The sequence below is a fragment of the Paenibacillus sp. GCM10027629 genome, from assembly GCF_042676425.1.
Lineage (GTDB): Bacteria > Bacillota > Bacilli > Paenibacillales > Paenibacillaceae > Paenibacillus_K > Paenibacillus_K terrigena.
In genome coordinates this window covers 221,252-245,511 of sequence record NZ_JBHTGZ010000017.1, presented here as the reverse complement: position 1 = coordinate 245,511, position 24,260 = coordinate 221,252, and the positions used below count along the sequence as shown (strand labels likewise).

Sequence of the window (24,260 nt, the reverse complement as noted above, 5' to 3'; positions counted from 1 at the left end):
TTGTATACCCGCTACACCTTCGCAAACTGCGTCTCATACAACATCGCATACACACCATGCTGCGTAAGCAAGTCCTGATGCCGCCCACGCTCCACTACGCGGCCGTCCTGCACGACTAGTATCTGATCAGCAGCCAGAATCGTCGATAGGCGATGCGCGATAACAAGTGTCGTACGGCCCTTCATCAGCTCCTGCAGCGCTTCCTGCACATACCGTTCGGACTCCGAATCCAGATGCGAGGTCGCTTCGTCGAGCAGCAGGATTGTCGGATTTTTCAGAATCGCACGCGCGATCGATATCCGTTGCCTTTCGCCCCCTGACAAGCGATGTCCGCGTTCTCCGACCATCGTGTCATACCCATCCGGCAGCGATTGAATGAATTCATGAATATAGGCTTTGCGGCAAGCCTCTTCAATCTCCTCCTGCGTCGCATCTTCGCGTGCGAACCTCAGGTTCTCCCGTAATGTCGCATGGAACAAGAACGATTCCTGCGTTACATAGCCAATATGGCGGCGCAATTCTGCGAGCTTCACGTCCCGCAGGTCCATATCATCCACCTCGATGCAGCCCTCGGTTGGATCGTAGAGCCGTGCGATGAGACTAATTAACGTCGATTTCCCAGCACCGCTCGGACCAACGATCGCGACCACCTCATTTGGTTTCGCCTCGAACGTGATACCCTTCAGCACGAGTTCATCCTCCTGCACCTTAGAGCCCGCTTCGAGCCGATCATCTCCATGGTCGCCATCGCGTCCCTGCTTCCCGCCAGCATAACCGAACTTCACATTCTGGAATGTGACCCGACCTGCCGGCGCGTCCAAAGCCTTCGCATGCGGTCCATCTTCCATCTCCGGCAACATATCCATGTATTCGAAGATTCGACCGAACACGCCCAGCGCCGTCACAACTTCTACATGCAAATTTAGCAAAGTTCCGAACGGCTGATATAACCGTCCCAAATAGGCGGCAAAAGCGACAATCGCCCCTACCGTCATCGTTCCTTGAATCACCGCAAATCCGCCATACAAATAAATAATGGCGGTGCCGATCGGCCCCAACACGCCGACGAACATCATGAACCAGCGTCCCATCAGATTCACCTTCAGCTCCATGTCCATCACTTGCTTATTCGTCGCTTGGAACTGTGCGGCCTGACTTTGTTCACGCCCGTAAATCCGGGTCAACAACGCGCCCGAAATCCCGAACACCTCGCCCAGCTGGGAGGCCATCTGTGCACGCACCTTCTGCGTTTCCTGCCGCATTTTTTTACGAAGGCGAGATACCTTGCGCACTGGAATCATCGAAATCGGCAGGATAATCATCGACAACAGCGCCAAGCGCCAATCCAGCACGAACAGGATAACCGTTGTTGTCACGACAACCACACTCTGCGTTATCGTATTGACGACCAGATTTGTTACCACGCCTTGTACCGCCTGCACATCTTCGGTCACCCGCTGAATAACTTCCCCAGATCGCGAATTCGTGAAAAATCCGATCGACTGCCGCTGTAAATTGCTGAACAACCCTTGTCTCAGATCCCGCATAATCCCCTGCGCGACTTTAAAATTCATATAATTCTGCCACACCCCAATGACGCCGCTAAAGACTGGCAAGCCGATCAACAGCGCAGCCATCACGATCAATTGTTTACGATCCCCAGCTGGAATCGCATCGTCAATAATCACTTTCATGACAAGAGGGGGGCCGAGTCCAATCACGGCACCCGCCAGGGCAAGTAGAATAATAAAGCCGAGCAGCGCACGATATTCCCGGAACAACTTCCACACCCGCCGAAGCGATACTTCTTGCACACTATCTTTTAATGTTTTCTTCGGAATCGCCCTTTCCGATCCCTCTACACCACGCCATGCATGTCTCATCCCTATAACACCTCAATTCTCTTCGTACATTATAGGCTGATCATGAGGGACATTTCATCCTGAATTTCAAAAAAAATCCCCCTGTCAAGTAAACGTCATGCGCTGTACCAGCACCGTTCACTTGAAGGAGGATTTAGAACACTTAAAAGTTATAAACCTATTTTACGATGATCTTCCCTGTCATAAAATTATGTGGTTTACAGTAAAACTCATACTCCCCGGCTTCAGTGAAGGTCATTGTAAATGTATCATTCTTCCCAAGGGATTCACTGTTAAAGGAACCGTCCTTTGATGATACTGTATGATCCACATCATCCAGATTGGTGAACGTAACCGTGGAGCCGGCCTCTATTGTCAACTTATCGGGTTTAAAGGCGAATTCAGAAATACTGACCGTATATTTCTTGGCAGATTCCGCCTTATCCGCTCCTTTCGGCTGATCAGACGCTGCCTTTGTCGTAAAAGTGATCACTTGCTTCACTTCCGGCTTAATTGGTTGGTGATTATTCCCTACCAGCTGGACCGTCAAGGTGTGCTTGCCCGGTTTAACATGCTCGAAGACGGCGGGTTCACCGTTAATCATTTTATAGGCCACTTTGGGATCGCTTGCGTCGGTATCCAGCCAAATATGGACATGCCCCTGGCCTTCATGTGGCTCCATATGCGTGCGGAAATCTGTGAGCGCATGGTTAAACACAGCAACTCCGACTTTTACCTTATCCGTATACAAAATTGCATCTTTCGTAGGGCCCAGAATTCTTAATGAAGGCTTATTCGTTGATTGTAAAGAAACCGTTTGCTTGGCGGCATCGTACTTCACATCCACCCCTAAATTCTCCGATACGAATCGGATCGGAACCATCGTAACGCCTTTTACGACCCTTGCCGGTTCATCTAGGGCTACAGGAACACCATTCAAGGTTGCCGTCTTCGATTCTAGTGGAAGCAAGTAGGTGTTAGTTCCTTTGGTGACCTTAACCGTTTTGGTCGCGGCTTCATAACCAACGACAGCACCGATGGCTTCTGCTATTGGTCTATAGGGAACGAGCAGTCTCCCATGACTGAGCAACGGCTGCTCACTGAAGGTAATCGCCTTGCCGTTGAATGTCGCGGACACACTGGCTGGCGACACTGGCGCCTGCGCTGCAACAGGCACCGTTCCGAGCATGGCTGCGAATAACGCAGTCGTGAGAAGCATTTTACTAATCTTGTTCATGGTTGATCCTCCTTAAATGTACCGTACTTGACGGTGAATGCCTTTATTTAAAGGGAACGAACACATGAGCAGTCCGGTTTGATGAGATGACAAAAAAATTTTTACGTACCCAGCACCTTCTTACCGCGAGGCTTCTCCCCGACTGCATCGGGCTCTAGCGTAATACCAATGGCTTCAAAAGGAACTTGTTGCTCTTTCATATCATACGTAAGCACGCCATTTCCCTGCTCGTCGACAAGAAACACCCCTGCACTCCTGCGCGTTCCATTGTGGATGAGCCACACTTGATAGGCTTCCTGCCCCTCCGCCTGCGATAACCCTTGCACGCTAAATACGAGCTTCTTCGCATCGCCTTGCTGCATCAGCCACGCACTGCCTCTAGCTGCATCTCTACCCGAGTCCGCGGCGTTCAATGCAAAGATTTGCAGCACTTGCGTCGGGAGGCTCGGATTGGTCTCCATCGCTCCAAGCTGATTCCTTAGGTGGTTATTATTCCAGGAAACCCCAGCCAGTAGAAGCATAAGAACTGCTGCTGCGATCCATCCGGTATTCATGGACCATTTTTTCTTCATCACAGGCTGCTCTGCCTTAAAAATAGAATCCATGACCTCGGATTTCAAATCCGCTGGTGCCTCTATTTCTTCCATCTCATAAGGGATTGCATACCACACATCTCGCATCTCTTCCAATTCTTTCCGACAAGTCTGGCAAGATTCGATATGATGTTCAATGCGTATCCGATCTTCTTCATTTATTTCACCGAACATATATTCAATGAGTTGATCTGTTCCGTGGCAGTTTGGGTTCTCCATTTACGTCTCCTCCTTTTCATGCACCAAGTGATTTCTTAGTATTTTCAACGTTTGGTGAAGTCGGCTTTTAACCGTACCTACGGGTTCGTTACGCATCTGAGCGATTTCACGAAGCGAATAACCTTCCCAGTATAAGCATTGAATGAGTTCGACTTGGCTCTTCGATAGATACTGATAGGATCGTTTCACTTGTTCCCGGATCAGCTTCTGTGACACGACATGCTCCGGCGTGTTCTCTGTTCGGTCGGGCATGACCTCCCATATCTCCGGGTCCATCGTAACCGCTGTCTGATCTCTCCTCTGTTTACGGATATGGTCAATCGTAATATTCCGTGTCACCGTAATCAACCAATTGATATATTCGCCCTTACTTGGATCATATCCCGTCCGGGTCGTCCACAAGCGCGTAAACACAGACTGCACAATGATTCTTGCTTGTTGTTCATCTTTCGTTGACTTCATGGCAAAAGAGTACACGAGCTTCACATATCGATCATATAACTCTTCCAAAGCCGGGCGATGCTTGATTATCACAAGCTGCATGAGTTCAAGATCTGTCTTATTCTTCACGAGATCCGCTCTCCCTCTTTTCTGGTCCCTGTTCTTGCACCCATTCTACCACAGATTTCCCCATGTTCTTTCGAAATTCTAGTCCATCGATTTTTACTGAAAAATGCTACCCAATAGCCGCAATTGTTCGATCGATCCCGATTGAACACCGTAGCCCTGTCCCCCTCGTTCTGGCTCCCTAATCAACGAATTGGAAGCAACTAACATTGATCCTACGTTGGTTCTCAGCTATACTAAGACTCAAATTTGCAATTGAATAGAAAACCCTCATCTTACGAAGGATGAGGTAGAGGTCGCGGTTGTTAAGAGTAAGAAGCGGAGAGCCAGAGAAATGCTCAATGATGCTATTCTGAAAGGAACCACCGCCGAAGTTCGTCAAGGTACTCTGCCTTTGCGTGCTGGGGCTGCTGCTGAATAAGCGCAGAACTGTCACATGGGATGCATCCCATGTGTTGTGCTATCTTATTCGTACATCGTAGGAGCCGTAGGGGTTGAAATTGAACCGCCGTACATCGCTACGGCGGTTTTTTGGCATTCTAGCAGCATAAAGCCTTATATCGTTCTGACATCTAAGAAGGAGTGTTATTATGTCTAAATCCACATCCCAAGCCGCTCCGGAGCTCAAACGCTCCCTCAAAGCACGCCATCTCACAATGATCGCGCTTGGCGGCTCCATTGGTACTGGCCTGTTCCTCGCATCAGGCGGTGCGATTGCTACAGCTGGACCTGGTGGTGCATTGCTCGCATATTCCGCTGTTGGCATCATGGTATATTTCCTGATGACAAGTCTCGGGGAGCTCGCCACTTATATGCCGGAATCCGGTTCATTCAGTACCTACGCAAGCCGTTTCGTCGATCCGTCGCTTGGCTTCGCGCTTGGCTGGAATTTCTGGTACAACTGGGCGATTACAATCGCCGCGGAGCTCTCTGCTGCGACGCTTATTATTAAGTACTGGTTCCCGGACACCAATTCCTTCATCTGGAGTTTCCTGTTCCTTGCCATTATCTTTTTACTCAATGCACTATCTGTCAAAGGCTACGGTGAGTCGGAGTATTGGTTCGCCTTGATCAAAATTGCTGTTGTCATCGTCTTCCTCATTGTCGGTGTGCTCATGATCTTCGGAATTTTGGGCGGCAAATCTCCTGGCTTCAGCAACTTTACTATGGATGGCGGTCCGTTCCACGGCGGATTCTTGACCATTCTCGGGGTCTTCATGGCTGCCGGATTCTCTTTCCAAGGAACAGAACTAATCGGGGTTGCTGCCGGGGAGAGCGAAAATCCTCGTGAAAATGTACCTCGTGCCATCCGTCAAATTTTCTGGCGTATTCTCATTTTCTATATTCTCGCGATCTTCGTCATTGCGATGTTGATTCCGTATACGAATCCAAACTTGGTGCGCGGCGGTTTGGAAGACATCGCGATTAGTCCATTCACGATTATTTTCGAGAATGCAGGACTTGCTTTTGCAGCCGCTGTGATGAACGCCGTTATTCTAACGTCGGTATTATCCGCCGGTAATTCAGGGATGTATGCATCCACCCGTGTCCTATGGGTTCTCGCAAAAGAAGGCAAAGCACCGAAATTCCTTGGCAAACTGAACCGCAATGGTGTACCGATCAATGCACTGTTGATGACAACAGCCGTAGGCATGCTCGCTTTCCTCGCATCCTTCTTCGGTGACGGTGTCGTATACACCTGGCTGCTTAATGCCTCCGGTATGTCCGGGTTTATAGCTTGGGTCGGTATTGCGATCAGCCATTATCGGTTCCGCCGAGCGTTCACAGCGCAGGGCCGCAGCCTCGATGAGCTCCCGTATCGCGCCAAATGGTTCCCATTCGGTCCGATCTTCGCGTTCATCGTCTGTATGATCGTTATTCTCGGTCAGAATTTTCAAGCTTTTCTTGGCGATACGATTGATTGGAACGGTGTGCTCATCTCCTACATTGGACTGCCGTTATTCATCATCGTCTGGCTCGGCTACAAATTCATTAAGAAGACGAAAGTCATTCCGTTACATGAATGTAAGTTGGATCCTCCAACAAAATAAACCTTTAAGAGGTTGTTCAAAAGGTCATCATTTGATCACGAAGTCATTCGAGAAGCATAATCAACATCGAATCTTGCGTTCACCTTTGAAGTCCGGTACTCATTTAGGTTTCGCCTAAACTCCGTTCCTCTAAAAGTTTTTCGAAGAAAAACTCGCTACGGAAGCATATGCCCTTCAGGTTCTCGCAACCTTAGCATATGCTTACGATGTAAGTTTTCATAGAAAACTTTCAGGTGCTGAAATGCCGACTTTTTGAACACGCACTTTAAATGATAAACAGCCTCTCGATCCACGTTCAACGTGATTCAAGAGGCTGTTCTTATATAACTATGCGTGAACTGCTTGCTGCTCCCGCAAATGCGTTAAACAGCTCTTCGGCGTTCGGCCGACCATTAACGCGCCATTCGCGACATACCCTTCTTCTCGGTCGCGAAGCTCATGAATAAGACGTGATCTACCTAAGGCAAGCTCCGCTTCGTATGCAGCATCGGCCACTAAGTTTCGCAGCTCCTGTGGATCTTCATCCAGATGGAACAGCTGCTCCTTACCTGTCTGCGAATACCAGATGTATTTCCAATGCCCATCTGTAATATAGTGATGCGACAGGGCGCCATACGCATGCTCACCATGTAGGTAGGTTCGCCATGAGCGCTCCTCTGAATCATTACAGAGAGGTACGACGCTTTGTCCATCGACGCAATCCGGAATCGCTGCACCTGCTGCATCGAGGAGCGTCGGCATAATATCCCGCATCTCGATCACTTCGGAGACAACGCTGCCTGCTTTGAATCCAAGCTTACCGGTCCGGTCGCTAATAATGAACGGCACTTTGGCACTGCCTTCATAAGCAAGCGCTTTCCGATAATAGTGATGATCCCCCATCATTTCACCATGATCCGAAGTGAACACGATCACCGTATTATTCAGTTCTCCATATTCACTCAGAGCATTGATCAAGCGCCCAATTTGATAATCCAAATGTGTAATTAAGGCATAATACCCGGCTCTTGCTCGTTGCAATTCATCCGCACGCAGCTTCTTCAATCCCGTGACTGGACTTGCACTGCCTGCTTCTGCTGCGAACTCGTTGACCCAATCACCGACAGGTGGGTCTGGCAATGTCTGATGGATATACATATCCAAATACGCCTGCGGCGGATCGAAAGGCGGATGCGGACGGACGAAAGAGGTCCAGAGGAAGAACGGCTTGGACGGATCGCGGCGGCGCAGGAAATCTATCGATTGGGACACTGCCCAATTCGTCGGGTGCAGCCGTTCTGGCAAATGCCAAGGTAAAGTAACCGTCGAGGCATTACAATCGAGCGCCATATCCATGATGTCATGATGCGAACCAGCTTGATCACGCAGCCATTGCAAGTAATCATCGCATTCATCGAAATGTCCTGCCGCGGATTGAACCTTGCGATCACGATTATAGTGCATATAGCCATCGTGCAGCACGACATTATGGAATCCACAGAGATTGCGCGTTGGATACACATGCATTTTGCCAACACATTGGGTATGATAGCCCGCATTCGCCAGTTCACCCGCTAGCATATGCTCATATTGCCAAGGCACCCGATCTTCGTAGCCGACCCTACCATGCGACTGCTGGCTCATCCCCGTCATAATCGCCGCCCTCGCCGGTACACAGCTTGGTGTTGCCGTATACGCATTGCGAAACATTACGCCGCTTTCTGCGAGTCCATCCAGATTCGGTGTGCGTACAACCGGATGCCCGGCCGCACTTAGACAATCTGCTCGCATCTGGTCCACGGTAATCAATAAAATATTCGGTTTCATTCCTCTACCTCCGCCTCATGTTAGAATCATTATACGATTTGCGCTTCCAGCCTTAGGAACGATGAAGTGCCTCCAGCGCCGACTGCTCTTCCGCCAAGAAAAACACATGACTGCCTTGATTGCACTCGTAGATGAAATCTCTCAGGCTTTTACTGGTATATCCGCTATAATCCCCTACAACCGCGATTTTGAGCTGGTAATTCATATATTTCTGTAGAATCTCACCTGCCAGCTTCGTACTTAAATCGAAGAAGCTTTCCGTAATATTGGATTTGTGAAGGATGATCTTATCGCACTCCTCTTGATACCTCACCGTGGCCATCAAATCCAAAGCATCTTGTACATCCTGGATTAGCAGCCCATCATTCTCTACAATAGCCACCTTAGAATTTCCTTGTTGATCAACACGAATATGCATAGCCTTACTCCTTTCTCCATTCATAACGCTGTACTTTACCTGATTTTACCACGAATTTGATTCAATCAGTAGATAACACGGCACGACCATTTTGGTCGATATTTACAATTTGTCGTTGTTATGATATTATGCAATTACGTAATTACGTATTTAAATAAAATAACGAGGTGATCCTGTTGAAACGGAATGTTGAAGCAGAATTAGATGCACTAAAGGTACAGATGACCGAACTTCATGCACTTGTGAGACAACTAACCGTGTCAAACCCTACGCCTACTGCTAACCCCGCATTAAACCGCGTTGCTGCCCATCCTATCCAGACGGAAGTGCCGCAAGAATCAATCGACCATGGCGGTGTCTATTTTTCCGGGCAATATCAGGGGGCCTTCTCCCAATATCGATGGGAACCACAAGAACGCCGCATTAGCCAGCTGCTTGATCTGGATGGCGACAAAGTTGCCAAGGTACTATCCGTACTTGGACACCGTCAGCGCTTAGATATTTTGCGCGCCGTCATGCAGGAACCCCTAACAGGGGCTGAGATTGTAGAACGCTTGAATATGGGTACGACCGGTCAACTCTATCACCATATTAAAGCTTTGCTCGGCGCAGATCTCCTAGTCCAGGAGGAACGCGGCGGCAAATATACTTTGCCTGAACGACGTGCTCTCCCACTGCTCCTTCTGTTCGCTTCATCGGCCGAACTGCTCGATACGAGCGATTACATGGAACTTGCTCATGTGCGAGAAGATGCAAGCGGGTATCTGGGCAGCTCGCAGGACGTCTATGATCCGCATTTACTCTTAAGATCCGTCATTGAGAACACCTTGCTGGAACACCAAGCCGGTTATTGTTCAGAGGTTAGCATTATTTTGCACGAGGATGGCAGTGTGACGGTCGTAGATAATGGCCGAGGGATTCCAGTCGTAGCATTCGCAGGCTCATCCAAACCGCACGTGCAAGCCGTGCTCACGGAACTCCATGAGAATGCCAGTGCATCCATCCATGCCTCGAACCGTAACAAAGGGATCAATATCCCCGTCGTCAATGCGTTATCAGAGAAACTATCGGTTGAGGTTCGTCGGGAGGGCAAAATCTACCGTCAAGACTATAAGCACGGCATCCCGCAATCGAATGTGCACACCGTTGGACTCACGCGCGATACAGGCACGAGCATGACCTTCCTGCCAGACCGCGACATCTTCCGTAAGTCCTTCGATCGCAATCGGTTGGCTCAAGAGCTTGATGAAATCTCGGCCCATCATGCAGGTTTGGCTCTGCATTTTCTACAGGACTAACAAATAAGAGCAGGGTACGAGGTACCCTGCTCTTCTGGGCTGATTAGGATCCCCAGAACACTTCTGTCTCATAATCGAAGGACACTTGACCACCCTGTTCGTTACGTACAAATAATTCACGCAATGCATCCATCATCGCATCGTAGCTCGGATCCCCTGGTACGGGAATGTAAGAGGAAGACAAAACTCGTCCCGCTAGCCCTTCTAAATCGAATAATTGATGATTCGGGAATCTTCCGATCTGCATATCCCCTGTTTCGAAAAATTGCATCAATGCATCAGGCGTAATATTTTTCTGCGTCACCGTCTTATAGTCCGTACCGAACGTATGTAGAAACTGATCATATTCTTCCCGAAATGGCGTACCCTGCGTCAGACGATTGTTCCAGATCAGAACGATTTTTCCATTCGGCTTCAGAATACGCTGGAACTCTACCCGCGCTGCCGCCCGATCGAACCAATGGAACGACTGCGCACAGACAATAAAATCGACAGAATGGTCCAGTAGTCCTGTCTCTTCTGCCGACCCTGGCACGGCACGGTAATTCGACTCTCCGCCAAGGTCCTTCTCGGCTGCTTCACGCATCTCCTTATTCGGCTCGACTGCAATCACTTGACTCCCGCGATCCAAGAGCAGCTTGGAGAAAATCCCTGTCCCTGCACCGACGTCCGCTACAACACAATCCTGTTTCAATCCAATGACACCGTACAAATAATCCATGACTGCTTGCGGATAACTCGGACGGTACAACACATACGTATCGACCCGGTTCGAGAACCGCTCCTTGCTATTCATAAGATCACGCTCCTTCACAGATCATCATTGCAGGTCAAAGCGTGATTGGCAACTTATATATTCATGCCTGAAAAAAAGACGCCCCTTACGTGGAAGCGTCTTTCTCCTCTTCATTCTTACCGCCGGCGCATCTTCGCAATCTGCGGAAGGACCAACCCTAACGCAATCAAGAGACAAGCCGTTACAATGTTCATAATGAATTGGAAGTACCATTCGCTGGTATAGGCTTCAACCTTTGGGAACATCCCCATAATACAGGCGAATGCGGTGAAGATGAAGCACCATAGACCGATGATGAAACCCCATGTTTTATTTTTGACAAATTGGTATTCCGACTTGAACTTATCCGCCGCCTTCATGAGCGCCATGAAAGCAAGGAAGACGAATAAGTAACGAAGCGGCATGACGATAGAATTGAGGTCAAGCAGCCAATTGTAGAGAGAATTCATGTTGCCGATCCCGAGCGCCGGAATGATAATCAGAATCCCGACCAAGATCCCTGTCATTATATAGCCATTCACCGGTGTGCCGCGGGAATTGGTCTTCATTAAGCCTTCCGGGATGTACCTGCGGTCCGCATCACTTAACAATACTTTGAGCGGTGCATCGATAGAGAATGCAAGGGCCGAAATCTGCGCGAGCGTATTCGCGATCGCATACAGAATCATGAGACCATTGCCGAGTCCGTAATATCCCCCAAGGATCTGGAAGGCATAATACTGCCCGTTCATCTTCAGATCGGCTGGAATGTTATTCGAGTCGAACATCAGTCCCATCGCGAAGGAGCCAAGCAAGGCGCAGATCGCAACCATAATTGCAAGTGCAATCATCCCGCGCGGGAATTCTCGTGCCGGATTACGCGTCTGATTGACGTAAGGGGATATTTTCTCCGCTCCGCCAACCGCGAAGACGAGCATGGAGATCGTCGTGAAATAGGCGAAGTTAAAGTCAGGAATAAAGGTCTTGAACGTAATATTCGCCGTCGCAATCTTCGCCCCCGTCAAAGCTGGAGCTGTAATGGCAAGCAGTATGTACAGCAGTGACATAATGAAGACTGCAAGGCCTGCGATCGTGCCGATCCGCTTCAAGGAAGCAAGCCCATAAGATGCAATCCATAAGAATATCAGGAAGACGACAAGACACGCCGTCTGAATGAGAATGGGAGAATATTTCGATGTCAATCCGCCCGTCCCTGTAAATGCCCAGCCCAGTGCGATCAGAATCCCTTGCGGCTTCTGGGCCAAATAAGGCACATGAACCACCCAATACGTCCATGCGGCGAAAAAAGCAACGGTTGGACCCATCGTTTCTTTGATCCAGCTGCTGACACCGCCTTTCCCTTCCTTGAAGGTAGAGCCCATTTGACCGACCATCAGCGCATAAGGAACGAAATATAACGCGATAATCAGAATCCATGATGTAATAACCGTTAGTCCCTGGTTTGCATAGTTGTTAACAACATTCCCGAATCCCCATACTGACACGAAGGCGATTAAGGCAACGTTATACCAGCGGAGCTTTTTCTGTTCGATGCTATTCATTTGTTCTACGTCTTGCTCCTCTCTAAGATGTACCGTTTAGCCTAATTAATCTACCCCTATCGTTTCCAATTCGCTATGAATTAAGCCACAATGGCACAAAAAAATCGGCCCTATAAGGACCGATTCATTGGAGCGGCTTGCTGAGGCTGCAGCTCCTTGAACGATTGACGATACAAGTAACCAATACCCGTTGCCACTAAACTTAATAACCCACAAATGACGTAGATGGCTGCAATGCCGAACAGATCCGAGAGAACCCCAAGCACTACCACCGATATGCCGAAAATAAACGTGTTGAGCGTAGACATCGCTGCGAGCACCTTCGGCAGCAGCTCTTCTTCCACGCTAAGCTGTCTGATCGTCGTAACCGCTACCGTACGCATTTCAACAAGAGGACCCATAAATAATGCGAGTGCTAGAGCAATCCAAGCGCTCGTCATATATCCAAAAATCAGGGTCAACACACCGTAGCCGATCATTCCGATCATCATGGCACCAAAGCGGTTGCGGTTCAACCATGAACTGATCGCAACAATACACAGACCGCCAATAATCGCACCGATAAAGTAGGAGACATTGATATACCCCCACCACGTCTCATCGCGGTGAAGCACAGTCTTCACGTAAGCTAACAAGAATGCACCTGCCCAGACCGAACCAGCTAATCCTTCTAAGAAATCCATGATGGCTAGCGACCGAAGTGCAGGACGTGACCAGATAATCAACCAGCCTTCGCGAAGACGCTGCCAAGCGCCTGCTTTAGGCGCCTCCTTTGATTCAACATCCGATGCTGACTTCTTCTCGCTCTTCCGCTTCGGTTCATGCACCATCGAGGTCATCAAGAACGCGAGGAAATACATCACCGCGATGCTAAGGAGGGTGTACGTTCCGCCGAGCCAATTGAACACGATGGCACCACCGGCCCAGCCTGCGAGCTGAACGATTTGATTGGCTGTCCCGAACACGCCATTCGCCTTCATGACATGCTCGGAATTGTCGAGCAACCTCGGAATGAGGGCACTGGTAGCTGGCGAGGTCCAACCGTCAAGGAATGCCCACACCATAATGAGGAGGAGCATTACCCAGAGCGTCTCCGGACTAAGCGACTGCCACGCATACCAGCCAATGATACAGAACAAAATGAACTGCAAAAATTGAGAGCTTTTTAATAAAAACGTTAATGGATAACGATCTAGTAAGAGCGGCGAGATGAGCCCGCTAATACTCTGACTGATCATTCTTACTAGTGGAACAAGTGCAGTATACGTTACCGAATTACTAATATGATACATGAGCGTAACGATCGTAATGGTCGCCATTACATCAGCGAGATTGGACAACGTCTGACCGAATACTAAATTTCTGACTGAACGATTAATCACGGAATCTATTCCTTTTATTTCAGAGTTATTTCGAGCAAAATATCACCCGTATTCTCAAAATCACGGTAGCTGTATCGAATGGACCCTTCGAATCCGCTTATATCTTGCAGCGCTTTACTGAGGTCATCAGACAGTGTTGCCTTGCGTGTGTAGCGTATTTTTACCGATGAATTCCCTGCACGCACAGCCTTCTCAATCTTCGCAGATAGTGCCGACACGGAAGAGACAATGTTCTCCGGATTCAAGTAAATATAATTCAGGTCAGTCTCCAGCTTGGTATAGAATGCAGTGCGGCTCTGATCATCCTTCTTCAGCCGTTCTAGCGTCATGTCATAAGACTCAGCTGCTGCAGGATATACCTTCGTCCACTGATGATCCGCTCTGAGCTGCTTATCTGTACGCAAATAATAATTATAGCTAACTTTGCCCTTCTGGTCCGGAACAGGGTCATCCCAAGTCGTATCCAGGTGATACCACTTACCATCGAGGTTCACGACATTCCATGCATGCAGCTGCCCCCCGGCCTTTCCTTCGGCAATCCGATTCGTAATTCCCGCTTCCTTCAACATGCGGTATGTCAATAAGGCATAACCTTGACAGACCGTCTTGCCTTCTTTCAATCCCAAATACGCAGTATCATTCTTCAGGGATGTGTCATAAGCCAAATTCAAGACGACCCAGTCATGAATGGCTTTTACTTTCTCATGCGCGTTCATATTCTTGTTAATGATTGTAGGTAGTACGCGCTTCACCGTACTTGTCACATACGCCGTCTGATCCGCGTCCTCACGGTACTCCATATAAATCGTAATGCTCGAGGATAGCAGCGAGCTTTTGTATTGATAGGAATATTGACGGACCATAAACTGAACGTAAGGATCCATTGCAATTGCGTCCTGCAATGCCTTCTCGATCTTGGACTTGGATACACTGCCATTAATAGAGTAAGTCATGACCGTATCGCGGTTCAGCATCGACTGATAGATTTCCTTCGTAAGTCCTTCCATGGAATTCACCGTGGGCGTATCCACCGCCGCCGTGACAGGATTATTGATTACTTCAATCAGCGCAAAACTCAGCGTACTTGCGAACAAAATTTTGAAAATATGCTTTGCGAATCGAGGCACAACTCAACCCCCTTGTGAACTATCGTTGAATTTCAGAATCAATTCGTCCCTGAATTTCAACCAGCTTCATAATGGTCTCCGCTGCTTCTGCACGTGTGACCGTAGATTTCGGATAGAACTTGCCTCCGTCCGTGCTCATAATGCCTAATTTCAGCATAAGGGCAACGACACCTTTGTTCTGCACCTCAGCGGCATCCTGCAACTGCGTCACTTCCAAATCTTTGGATAAGAATTTCGCTAGTTGCTCGTATTGTAGTATACGAGAGACCGATTCGGCAAGTTGTTCACGGGTTAATTCGGTCTCAGGTCTCAGAAATTCGGATGGATTTCCCTTCAACCAACCCTTGGAGATGAAGAAGGATACAGCAGAATAATAAGTGCTGTCGGATGTTATATCCTTGAAAAGCGGCTTATCATCACGGTTAGACGCATAAGGCTGCACCGAATTGCTGATCCATTGTATCCAATCGCCGAACTTGATCTTATCATTCGGTTTCACCAACCCATCGACATCCGATTTCAACACGCCAGCCTGAAGCAATTTTTTGAAAGCAGCCTCCGAAGTCGTGCCTTGGATATCTTTAGCATTCAACGCATCCTGGTTGTTCCTTGCGTTATACCAGCCTGCTTCGAATTTACCTGTTATAGCGTTTAGTACAGTCTCATTCTCTGGGTTGAATTTGGGGCTATAGACAAGTCTTTGCTCTGATTTGATATTTGGGTTTGCATTGCTGTCATAAGGTCCAACACGTGAATAACGAAGTTCCATCCCCAGATGATCTAAATACGTAGAACGCGCTTCTTCAGCAGTCATGGATGGCTTAAGACCTTTCACGCTTTCTAGGTTCAACGGTTGGATCGACGTCTCATAGTTCACAAGCTCCCCACGGCTGCCTAGCTCCATTCGGACGCTATTAAAGCTCACTGGAATACCACCCACAAATTGCTGGTACTCGAAGTGAAACCCGCCATTATCCTGCACATTCTGCTCTTTGGATGGGGTGCTCAGTTTCAAATTTGTCGCTGCTTCTGGATAGAGAAGATTGATCCAGTAGTTGGCTTTTTTCTCTGCGTCCGATAGGCTGATCTCCGGATTCTTCTTCTCGGTCATGTTCTCATTACGGTACGGCCGATATGGATTTCCAATCGATAGAATTTGACCCGTCGCTGCATGGATGCGTGCGACAAATTGATTATCGTACCCCCCATTTGGCCCCGACCCCGCAGGGTTATCCCACGACAAGTACCACATTTTCACCTTCGGGTCATACCAATCATTCTGGATATGCTGATTCGTACGCGTATTAGCGGCAGGCGGCTTCATCACGTTCAACGCAATCTCTTTTGCCTGCTCATCAGTCAACTCGCTACCTTGATACGCTGCAAACAGCTTGGCTGTTGGTGTAATACTTTGATATGTATTTGGCTTCATATTCGCTTCTTTGCCGGTTGTCACATCGACGAATTTGCCACTCTTCGCATCCAGAATACCATATTGGATATTCGTCGGTTGATAGGCGAGCATCATTTCCTTCGATGGTCCATAAGGCTCACCCACAGGCATATAGACGAGCTCCATTTTCAAATTCTCTGCATACAACGATTTCGCTTTCTCTGCCGTAATGGATGGAGTCGCCGATGGATAGCTCAGTTCCGATTTGGACCGAGTATAACCAAAGATGTTGCCTTCCCCATCGATGGACACGTAGATCGCTTCTTCCGAAGGCAGCCCATTTACAGGGATGTTATATGAAAAAGAATACCGTGCAGGTCCGAACAGGCTTGTGCCATAATCATAATATGTTGAATCTTGCCCTTTCAGCTTCTGCATATCTACGTTTGGTGCTACACGCCCAACTAGCTTCTTCACGAGTTCTTCCGCTTGTTCTCTCGTGTAGGTCGGCGGATATTTCACTTTGTCTCTGCTTAGATCCGTCCATGGAGAGAAATTCACCTGCAAAATTTCACCGGTCAGTGCATCGACACGACTGTCGAACCCGTAACCGTTATTCCCTACTTGATATTCCCATTGAATGGTCCAGACCATTTCATCGCGAGGCGGATAGACATTCGGATTCCCTAACGTAACGGACTGTACCTCAGCATCTTTAAATTGCGGGAAAAATTCTCTGATCTTTGCTACAGCCTGATCTTTGGTAATGACAGGGTTTTTCTTCACTGATTTGTCCGTTGTGGCCTGGGTGCTACTACTTGCCGAAACCGAAATAGTGTCTGTTTTTACCGTCTTTTCATTTACGCCGTAACTTTCAGCCGCTGCAACTTGTTGCATTAGACATACACTAAGCGTTGTAGCAATAGCTGCTTTTCTAATCAGCACCGCTTGGCGATTTTTCTTTTGCTTCAATGTCATCGCTCCTCCTAATCGCATACCAGATATTTCCTTACATATCATGTTAAACGGTTGAAGAGGAGAAAAGTTCCTATAATTTCGTTATATCCCAGAAATTAGGACCTCTGAGCCATTCCGTGCTCCGAAGCCGTAGGGAAATGCTGTCGAAAAAATGGAATAACATGCCCCCAGAATTGATGATCTTTCTCCGAACAGCTGTGACCTTCAATATCAATGAATAAATGCTCGACCTTCGTGCTGACATGATCAATAATGTATTGTAATTCTGAATGTGGGATAAACCCATCATGCCGTGAATGGATGAAGAAGACAGGAATCTTCGCGCCCTGCGCATTCCGATTGAGGACATGGATGACGTTCATTTTCTTGAACAGCTGTGGTGTGATCCGGGCACGAAGCAGCCAGATGAACATCACCATATAAGCGAGTGGAAACATGGGGACATGAATGCGGCTGCATTCCGATTGAAGCACGGTACGAAGTCGTATAGGCATCGAATCGGTGATAACCGCTTGAACGGAAAGACCGAGATCTAGGGCTAGAATTGCGCCCAACCCACCGAGAGAATGACCAACAACGCCGACCGCATCCTGCTGAACATCAGACCTAGAACGCACGTATTCAACGGCTGCCAGAAGATCATCACGAAATGTATAGGAGGAGGAGGCTGGTATCTCTTCGCTGTCGCCATGACAACGAACATCGAACAAGAAGACGGAAAACCCGGCATCATATAAGGGATCGACATACCGTAGGGAATATGCGCGATTCGAACCCCAGCCATGGACAACAATGATCGTCGGTGCCGTCATATGCGCCTGTGACGTGACATCACGACTCGGGATGAACCATCCGCAGCACTGTTTGTCGCTGCTACGGAACTTTACCTCTTCATAATGCTGCTTCGGTAATGCATCATTCACACGCCGAAGCGGCGTCTGCGTTCTTACCCCGAGCAACCACACCAGTACAAGTATGAGCGCCACCACAAGAATTGCTACCTGTAAGATCATTATTCCCTGCATTCAAAGCACCTCCGACAGCACTTTCATGCCAATTAAAAGTACCTCTAGTGTTCCCCGTTTTGCAGAAAAAAGTGATGAAAACCGGTGTGAAAACTGCCCAGTGTCACCTGCGTATTCCAAGTCTTGCGTGATGCAGTTTCATGCGGGAAAATTTTGCAGTTATTATGGGCGGGTTGCGCCACTACGAGAGGAAATAACTGCGGTTATGCAGTTATTTTGGGTAGGTAGAGCCAATGCGAGCGAAATAACTGCACTTTTGCAGTTATTGGGGGCAGGGAGTGCCTCTACGAGCGAAATAACTGCACTTTTGCAGTTATTTGGGGCGGTATGTGTCTTTACGAGCGAAATAACTGCACTTTTGCAGTTATTTGGGGCGGTATGTGTCTTTACGAGCGAAATAGCTGCATTATTACAGTTATTTCGGGTAGGCAGAGCCAATGCAAGCGAATTAACTGCTGCAGTTATTTGGGTAGGTAGAGCCAAATCCGAGCGAAATAGCTGCACATTTGCAGTTATTTGGGGCGGGATGTGTCTCTACGAGCGAAATAACTGCACTTTTGCTGTTTTGGGTGGTATGTGTCTTTACGAGCGAAATAACTGCACATTTGCAGTTATTTCGGCGGGCGGAGCGGGGCGTGCCACGCAACCATCCTAAAAAAGACTTCCATATCCCCACGGACATGGAAGTCTCCACACTGCCTGTCTATTCAATGGGTCGTATTAGCCGCATTCACATACGCCCGCGCATTCGCTGTCATCTGCTCGAAGTCTCCGCTTGCGATCAGATCCGGTCGAACCAGCTTCGTACCGAGACCAACTGCAGCAGCACCGGCCGCGAATGTCTCTGCAATGTTGCTCAGATCGACGCCGCCCGTTGCCATGATCGGAATATGATCAAGCGGTGCACGAATCTCACGCAGATAGGACAGTCCGAGCGATGCCATCGGGAACAGCTTCACCAGCTTCGCCCCAGCGTTCCAAGCACGAACGATCTCGGTCGGGGTCATGACGCCGGGCCAGACATCCACGCCACGTTCTGCGCCGTAGGCGATCACCTGCTCATCTAGATTCGGTGAGATCAAGAACTGTGCTCCTGCAGCAATGGCTTCCTTCGCCATCGCTACATTTAAAACGGTACCGGCTCCAATATATGCTTGTCCGACGAACGAATCGCGCCATCTCGCAATAATCGGCAGCGCTCCAGCCGTATTCATGGTTACTTCCATAAAAGCAACGCCGCCATCGACAAGCGCCCCTGCGGCTGCATCCGCCTGATGGTCTGCAATGCCGCGGAAAATCGCGACGATGCGATGCTGTAATAATTGCGTCGTTAAATCCAACTCCACTCGTCCTCTCCTACCAAATCGTCCCTAAGATCGCGGGGCCCATAACATAATGGACACCCCGACAATACAAATGCCTGCGCCAATCCAGTCATATACGTCTGGTGTTTTCCGGTCCACGAGCCATCCCCATAAGACAGCAAGAATAATGAACACCCCGCCGTATGCTGCATAAACCCGGCCAAAGGAGGGGAATTTCTGCAGCGTCGGTATCACACCGTAGGCGATAAGAATCGCCGACCCAAGGAGGCCATACCACATCGGTTTGGCCTCACGCAGCCATAACCAGACCAAGTAGCCGCCGCCAATCTCGGCGAGTCCTGCGATAATGAACAAAATAATAGCAATCATCATTGGAATTCGTTGCTATGCTTGCTTGGACACGCTGCTATTCGCGAATGCAGCACTTCCAATAACGCCGCCGTTATCGATAAGCTCTCCGACACGAATACTGAGGCGCTCCAGATACCCTTTGTAGACTGAACGATGCAATTCTTCGCGCATAGGTTTGAGCAGACGTTCTCCTGCCATCGCGCCGCCCCCGCCAATCACAACGACATCAGGGCTGAACAAGCTGATAGAATAAGCAAGGCCTTTTCCAAGCACCTTACCGGTATAGTTCATAATTTCAATGGCCAATGCATCTCCAGCATCGTAGGCCTTCGACACTTCCGCCGCCGTAAGCTCACCCTTGTCATAGACTTCACGTAGCGAGCTCTCACGTCCCGCAGCTAGCGCTTCGGTTGCTTGACGCGCAATCCCTGTAGCAGACACAACCGTCTCCAAGCAGCCCGTTAGTCCACAACCGCATGGCGTCTTCTCGCCATCAATCGTGACGTGTCCAAGCTCTCCTGCCATATACCCGCTTCCATAGAACAGCTCACCGTTCGATACAGTCGCTGCCGCAAGGCCCGTTCCAATCGTAACGCCATGTACGACATTCGCGCCTTTACCGGCACCTTTCATCGCTTCACCAAAAATGTACATCCGTACATCATTATCTATAAATACAGGTACGCCAATTTTCTCACTCAATAAATCTGCGAATGGAAGGTCTCTCCACTGCAAATTCGAGTTGAACGTGACATACCCTCTCTTCGGATCAATAAATCCAGGGATCCCTGCGCCAACTGCCTTTAATTCGCTACGATCCACTTTCGCATGATCTAGCAATTCGTCGATCATCGATACCATTTTGTTCAGCACGTGGTCGCTGCCTAGATGCCGTTCGGTCGGCCGCTTAAGCGTTTGCAACAAGTTGTATTCCATATCGACCAGACCGCATACAATATTCGTTCCTCCAACATCAATCCCAACCAAATAACTCACAACTTCTCCTCCTGCTCTCTAAAGGAAATAGATTCATATAATCTATCGATTATTATATCATATCGGTTCCCGTGGATTCGGAAAATTCTTAATTTCGCCCCATTTGGAAAAGGATTATTAAGGTAAATGTCGGCAGCATTCTATATAATACTATTGTGATACTCGTCACACGATCTCGTTATCGAATTCATTTACGGGGGTTATTCTAGTGACCATTGTTGATATTAGTCAAATTGATGCATCGCTATTCATTACGATTGCCGTCTTCTTGATGGTAATTTGCCCACTGCTTAGCCTTGGGGTATTGCGGCTCTTTCAGGAGAGAAAGCGTGCTGGACTATCCTATATCGGGGGATCCATTGCCGGCTATATTATTTTCCTCGTCGTCATTAAATTGTTTTTCTGATTTCATCGATCAACTACATATTTTCAGATGACTTTATCCCACCCTCGTGCTTAGCATTTTGCGGCGCGCTGGTGGGATTTCTATTTTGTACCTCTCACTTGCGGTTGAGATTTTCCATCAATTTCACTATAATAGAACGGTTGTGCTGTTTACATCTAGAGGAGGATACATCATGAACAATGATTCCACATCAATGCAAACCTCGAGATTGCATTATTTTATTATGATTACGGTTATTATTGTGACGGGCGCGAGCCAGGGACTTCTGCTGCCGCTGCTAACGGTTCTGCTCGAGCATATGGGCGTCTCATCCGACTTGAACGGATTGAATGCGGCGATGCTCTATATCGGTATCTTCTCAACTCTCTTTTTCGTGGAGAAATTATTAGCCTATTTCGGGTTCAAAAAACTCATTTCACTCTCATTGATGCTCGTCATCATTGCTCTCGTACTGTTTCCGATGTTTAATAGCATTTGGATCTGGTTCGCGCTGCGTTTCTTAGTCGGTGTCGGTGACAGTGCGCTGCATTACGCATCCCAACTCTGGGTGCTTACATCGAGTAATGAACAGAATCGGGGACGCAACCTCTCCTTCTATGGCATGAGTTACGGGATCGGGTTCAGCATTGGGCCGCTCGGCATGAATTTGCTTGTGTTCGGCGATTGGGTGCCTTTCGCAGCGATCGGCGTGCTATGTACCATTGTGCTGCTCCTTATTGTGTTCATTCTGCCTGACTATCAGGTCATGGGTACCAAAAAAGATGCGCCTGTGCTGGAACGCCGCTATACACGGTCTTTCCAATGGGCATGGTTCGCACTCTTACCGGCTTTCCTATATGGCTACACCGAAGCATCGATGAACAGCAGCTTCCCGATTTATGCGCTTCGGATTGGACTGGAACAGAACTGGATTTCCTTCCTTCTGCCGTTCTTCGGCATCGGAGGACTTATCCTGCAATTGCCGCTTGGCGTGCTAAGTGACCGGATTGGACGAAAAAAAGTGCTCATGGGCGCTGGCTTCCTCGGTGGGATTGCCTTCTTACTCATTCCGCTCTATGGAGCGAATCCGACGGCCATTCTGATCCTATTCATGATCGCTGGCGGCATGTTAGGTTCCTTCTTCTCGCTAGGACTTGCCTTCGCCGCAGATATTCTACCCAAAGCTTATCTGCCTTCGGCCAATGTCGTTGCCAGCTTCATCTTCAGTATCGGCAGCATTCTTGCACCGAACTTGGCTGGGATCGGCATGCAGCATATTTCCATTTCATCGCTATTCTGGCTTCTTGGCGGTATCTTCATCGTGTTCGCTGCGCTAGGATTCTGGTTCAGACAGAAACAAGGAGAGTCCGTGCGTATTCGTGAATCGGCGCTTGACGTCTAGCCGTACGTACGCGTATGATACAGGAAATGGAAATAACTTACTGAACGACGTTGAAAAAGGGTAAGTAAAAACGCGAATGAGGACTTGCAGAGAGCCGGTGGGAGCTGTGAACCGGTGTCCAGCGTACTTTGAATGGCCTTTGGAGTTGTCTCCCGAACCGTATCTACGAGAGTAGGGAGTACCGGGTTTCCCGCCGTTATCAAGGGAGCGATATCGATGAGCTGTGCCGGTGTTCGGCAATGCATCAGCGATTCCGTATCGTTAGAGCGGATCTGTCCTCCCCTTTCCTGGGCGTGTGACGATTCATAAAGGTGGTACCACGAAGCTTTCGTCCTTTCTATAGGCGAAAGCTTTTTTTGTTCAATTTGACATGTTGAGGGAGGTGATGGTCATGGAAGATGGTTGGTGGTGGGCGTGGTTCGTTCGTTGCATATGTTATCACAATGAAAAAGGACACCAGCTGCGTGCTGCCGTGTTCCTAAGGAGGAGCTTATATGACACAAGAACGCGTATTAACAGGAGATCGCACAACAGGCCGACTTCACCTTGGCCATTACGCCGGAAGCTTACAGAACCGTGTACAGCTGCAGCATCAATATGATACATTCATCATGTTAGCCGATGTGCAAGCTCTAACAACTCATTTTGACCGCCCCGAGTTGATTCGGGAGCATGTACGCGAAGTTGCACTCGATTATTTGGCGGTGGGAATCGATCCGGAGCACGCGAATATTTTCATTCAGTCCATGATTCCGGAAATTGCTGAACTGACCGTATTCTTCTCGATGTTCGTGAAGGTGAATCATCTGCGTCACAATCCAACGATCAAAGCGGAATCCAGAGGCGGCTCATTTGATGAGCTCTATTACGGCTTTCTGGGATATCCGATTAGTCAAACAGCCGATATTACGTTCTGTAAAGCAACGATCATCCCCGTCGGCGAGGACCAACTTCCGCATTTAGAAAGTTCACGTTACATTGTGCGGCGGTTCAACGAGCTCTACGGACCTGTGTTCCCTGAGCCTCAGGCCTTGCTGAGCAAGTTCCCTCGACTCATCGGGCTTGACGGCAATGCGAAGATGAGCAAAAGTCTCGGGAATGCTATCGCCTTAAGCGCGAGTAGCGAAGAGATTGCACTCAAAGTGCGGAAAGCCGTGACCGACCCTGCACGGATTCATAAGAACGACCCGGGGCACCCGGAACGCTGTCCGATCTACCATTACCATCAAGCTTTTCGAGCGGATGAAGCAGCCGAAATTCATGCTGCATGCGAGCAAGGCACCATCGGCTGTACGGAGTGCAAGCATCGCATCACGAAAACCCTCCAAGATCTGCTTGGACCTATGCGGGAGCGTCGAGCTGCCTATGAAACCAAACGCGGATTCGTTGATGAGATGCTCCAGCATGGAACCGAACGTGCTCGCGGTATCGCGCGCCATACGATGGAGGAAGTACGTGAAGTGATGGGGATTCAATATTTTAAGTAAATAGATTGCAAGAAGGGAATG

The 24,260-nt window shown here is 48.7% G+C and carries 21 protein-coding genes and 1 riboswitch; of the genes, 6 read left to right on the top strand and 15 right to left on the bottom strand.

Going from position 1 to position 24,260, the window contains the following annotated elements; translation table 11 throughout:
• Positions 1-11 precede the first annotated feature (11 nt).
• The 4 genes from ACFQZR_RS26680 to ACFQZR_RS26665 all read right to left on the bottom strand — a co-directional run bounded on the left by ACFQZR_RS26680 (position 12) and on the right by ACFQZR_RS26665 (position 4,481).
• Complete coding sequence (locus ACFQZR_RS26680; RefSeq protein ID WP_379351384.1) at positions 12-1,883, bottom strand: ABC transporter ATP-binding protein; 1,872 nt, start codon at positions 1,881-1,883, stop codon at positions 12-14.
• Positions 1,884-2,040: 157 nt separating this feature from the next.
• On the bottom strand, positions 2,041-3,099 hold the full coding sequence (locus ACFQZR_RS26675) for a stalk domain-containing protein (protein ID WP_379351383.1): 1,059 nt from the start codon (positions 3,097-3,099) through the stop codon (positions 2,041-2,043).
• 101 nt (positions 3,100-3,200) lie between these two features.
• Positions 3,201-3,911, bottom strand: coding sequence for an anti-sigma factor (locus ACFQZR_RS26670; protein WP_379351382.1), 711 nt, complete (start codon positions 3,909-3,911; stop codon positions 3,201-3,203).
• On the bottom strand, positions 3,912-4,481 hold the full coding sequence (locus ACFQZR_RS26665) for an RNA polymerase sigma factor (protein WP_379351381.1): 570 nt from the start codon (positions 4,479-4,481) through the stop codon (positions 3,912-3,914).
• A 279-nt stretch (positions 4,482-4,760) separates the two neighbouring features.
• A riboswitch (Lysine riboswitch) is annotated at positions 4,761-4,949 on the top strand.
• A gap of 119 nt (positions 4,950-5,068) precedes the next feature.
• On the opposite strand from ACFQZR_RS26665, the gene ACFQZR_RS26660 reads away from it, so the two are divergent.
• The gene (locus ACFQZR_RS26660) at positions 5,069-6,529 is read left to right on the top strand and encodes an amino acid permease (RefSeq protein WP_379351380.1); all 1,461 of its coding nucleotides are present in this window, start codon (positions 5,069-5,071) and stop codon (positions 6,527-6,529) included.
• 327 nt (positions 6,530-6,856) lie between these two features.
• Here ACFQZR_RS26660 and ACFQZR_RS26655 read toward each other — a convergent pair whose 3' ends face one another.
• Both ACFQZR_RS26655 and ACFQZR_RS26650 read right to left on the bottom strand, forming a co-directional pair.
• Positions 6,857-8,335: an arylsulfatase gene (locus ACFQZR_RS26655; protein ID WP_379351379.1), complete on the bottom strand. Its 1,479-nt coding sequence runs from the start codon at positions 8,333-8,335 to the stop codon at positions 6,857-6,859.
• 52 nt (positions 8,336-8,387) lie between these two features.
• A complete protein-coding gene (locus tag ACFQZR_RS26650; RefSeq protein WP_379351378.1) occupies positions 8,388-8,753 on the bottom strand; it encodes a DUF4180 domain-containing protein in 366 nt (121 codons plus the stop codon).
• Positions 8,754-8,929: 176 nt separating this feature from the next.
• On the opposite strand from ACFQZR_RS26650, the gene ACFQZR_RS26645 reads away from it, so the two are divergent.
• The gene (locus tag ACFQZR_RS26645; RefSeq protein ID WP_379351377.1) at positions 8,930-10,051 is read left to right on the top strand and encodes an ArsR family transcriptional regulator; all 1,122 of its coding nucleotides are present in this window, start codon (positions 8,930-8,932) and stop codon (positions 10,049-10,051) included.
• 43 nt (positions 10,052-10,094) lie between these two features.
• Here ACFQZR_RS26645 and ACFQZR_RS26640 read toward each other — a convergent pair whose 3' ends face one another.
• The 6 genes from ACFQZR_RS26640 to ACFQZR_RS26615 form a co-directional block, all read right to left on the bottom strand.
• On the bottom strand, positions 10,095-10,847 hold the full coding sequence (locus tag ACFQZR_RS26640) for a class I SAM-dependent methyltransferase (RefSeq protein ID WP_379351376.1): 753 nt from the start codon (positions 10,845-10,847) through the stop codon (positions 10,095-10,097).
• A gap of 116 nt (positions 10,848-10,963) precedes the next feature.
• The gene (locus ACFQZR_RS26635; RefSeq protein WP_018757527.1) at positions 10,964-12,388 is read right to left on the bottom strand and encodes an amino acid permease; all 1,425 of its coding nucleotides are present in this window, start codon (positions 12,386-12,388) and stop codon (positions 10,964-10,966) included.
• 110 nt (positions 12,389-12,498) lie between these two features.
• Positions 12,499-13,770, bottom strand: a complete 1,272-nt coding sequence (locus ACFQZR_RS26630) for an MFS transporter (RefSeq protein ID WP_379351375.1) — start codon at positions 13,768-13,770, stop codon at positions 12,499-12,501.
• A gap of 14 nt (positions 13,771-13,784) precedes the next feature.
• Entirely contained in the window at positions 13,785-14,897 is a 1,113-nt protein-coding gene (locus ACFQZR_RS26625) for a transglutaminase domain-containing protein (protein ID WP_379351374.1), read from the bottom strand.
• A 19-nt stretch (positions 14,898-14,916) separates the two neighbouring features.
• On the bottom strand, positions 14,917-17,268 hold the full coding sequence (locus ACFQZR_RS26620) for an S-layer homology domain-containing protein (RefSeq protein ID WP_379351373.1): 2,352 nt from the start codon (positions 17,266-17,268) through the stop codon (positions 14,917-14,919).
• Between the two features lie 95 nt (positions 17,269-17,363).
• Entirely contained in the window at positions 17,364-18,293 is a 930-nt protein-coding gene (locus ACFQZR_RS26615) for an alpha/beta hydrolase (protein ID WP_379351372.1), read from the bottom strand.
• A gap of 205 nt (positions 18,294-18,498) precedes the next feature.
• Between ACFQZR_RS26615 and ACFQZR_RS26610 the strand changes: the two genes are divergently transcribed.
• The gene (locus ACFQZR_RS26610; protein WP_379351371.1) at positions 18,499-18,948 is read left to right on the top strand and encodes a hypothetical protein; all 450 of its coding nucleotides are present in this window, start codon (positions 18,499-18,501) and stop codon (positions 18,946-18,948) included.
• Positions 18,949-19,000: 52 nt separating this feature from the next.
• Here ACFQZR_RS26610 and ACFQZR_RS26605 read toward each other — a convergent pair whose 3' ends face one another.
• The 3 genes from ACFQZR_RS26605 to ACFQZR_RS26595 are packed head-to-tail and all read right to left on the bottom strand — an operon-like array spanning position 19,001 to position 20,965.
• Positions 19,001-19,639 carry a bifunctional 4-hydroxy-2-oxoglutarate aldolase/2-dehydro-3-deoxy-phosphogluconate aldolase gene (locus ACFQZR_RS26605; protein WP_379351370.1) on the bottom strand — a complete coding sequence of 213 codons (639 nt, stop codon included), beginning with the start codon at positions 19,637-19,639 and terminating at the stop codon, positions 19,001-19,003.
• Between the two features lie 24 nt (positions 19,640-19,663).
• Entirely contained in the window at positions 19,664-19,990 is a 327-nt protein-coding gene (locus tag ACFQZR_RS26600) for a YnfA family protein (protein ID WP_379351369.1), read from the bottom strand.
• Positions 19,991-20,002: 12 nt separating this feature from the next.
• Positions 20,003-20,965 (bottom strand): ROK family protein, encoded by a 963-nt coding sequence (locus ACFQZR_RS26595; RefSeq protein ID WP_379351368.1) that lies wholly within the window; start codon positions 20,963-20,965, stop codon positions 20,003-20,005.
• 208 nt (positions 20,966-21,173) lie between these two features.
• Here ACFQZR_RS26595 and ACFQZR_RS26590 point away from each other — a divergent pair, with 208 nt between their 5' ends.
• The 3 genes from ACFQZR_RS26590 to trpS all read left to right on the top strand — a co-directional run bounded on the left by ACFQZR_RS26590 (position 21,174) and on the right by trpS (position 24,239).
• Positions 21,174-21,371: a hypothetical protein gene (locus ACFQZR_RS26590; RefSeq protein WP_379351367.1), complete on the top strand. Its 198-nt coding sequence runs from the start codon at positions 21,174-21,176 to the stop codon at positions 21,369-21,371.
• An 82-nt stretch (positions 21,372-21,453) separates the two neighbouring features.
• A complete protein-coding gene (locus ACFQZR_RS26585) occupies positions 21,454-22,752 on the top strand; it encodes an MFS transporter (RefSeq protein WP_379351467.1) in 1,299 nt (432 codons plus the stop codon).
• 494 nt (positions 22,753-23,246) lie between these two features.
• A complete protein-coding gene (gene trpS / locus ACFQZR_RS26580) occupies positions 23,247-24,239 on the top strand; it encodes a tryptophan--tRNA ligase (RefSeq protein WP_379351366.1) in 993 nt (330 codons plus the stop codon).
• The last annotated feature ends 21 nt before the right edge of the window (positions 24,240-24,260 follow it).

Excerpts from the sequence above, each read along its gene's own strand:
- ACFQZR_RS26675 (WP_379351383.1), bottom strand. The coding sequence starts at position 3,099 with ATGAACAAGATTAGTAAAATGCTTCTCACGACTGCGTTATTCGCAGCC.
- ACFQZR_RS26670 (WP_379351382.1), bottom strand. The coding sequence starts at position 3,911 with ATGGAGAACCCAAACTGCCACGGAACAGATCAACTCATTGAATATATG.
- ACFQZR_RS26620 (WP_379351373.1), bottom strand. The coding sequence starts at position 17,268 with ATGACATTGAAGCAAAAGAAAAATCGCCAAGCGGTGCTGATTAGAAAA.
- ACFQZR_RS26640 (WP_379351376.1), bottom strand. The coding sequence starts at position 10,847 with ATGAATAGCAAGGAGCGGTTCTCGAACCGGGTCGATACGTATGTGTTG.
- ACFQZR_RS26610 (WP_379351371.1), top strand. The coding sequence starts at position 18,499 with ATGCAGTTATTTTGGGTAGGTAGAGCCAATGCGAGCGAAATAACTGCA.
- ACFQZR_RS26680 (WP_379351384.1), bottom strand. The coding sequence starts at position 1,883 with ATGAGACATGCATGGCGTGGTGTAGAGGGATCGGAAAGGGCGATTCCG.
- ACFQZR_RS26660 (WP_379351380.1), top strand. The coding sequence starts at position 5,069 with ATGTCTAAATCCACATCCCAAGCCGCTCCGGAGCTCAAACGCTCCCTC.
- ACFQZR_RS26655 (WP_379351379.1), bottom strand. The coding sequence starts at position 8,335 with ATGAAACCGAATATTTTATTGATTACCGTGGACCAGATGCGAGCAGAT.
- ACFQZR_RS26635 (WP_018757527.1), bottom strand. The coding sequence starts at position 12,388 with ATGAATAGCATCGAACAGAAAAAGCTCCGCTGGTATAACGTTGCCTTA.
- ACFQZR_RS26600 (WP_379351369.1), bottom strand. The coding sequence starts at position 19,990 with ATGATGATTGCTATTATTTTGTTCATTATCGCAGGACTCGCCGAGATT.
- trpS (WP_379351366.1), top strand. The coding sequence starts at position 23,247 with ATGACACAAGAACGCGTATTAACAGGAGATCGCACAACAGGCCGACTT.
- ACFQZR_RS26650 (WP_379351378.1), bottom strand. The coding sequence starts at position 8,753 with ATGCATATTCGTGTTGATCAACAAGGAAATTCTAAGGTGGCTATTGTA.
- ACFQZR_RS26615 (WP_379351372.1), bottom strand. The coding sequence starts at position 18,293 with ATGCAGGGAATAATGATCTTACAGGTAGCAATTCTTGTGGTGGCGCTC.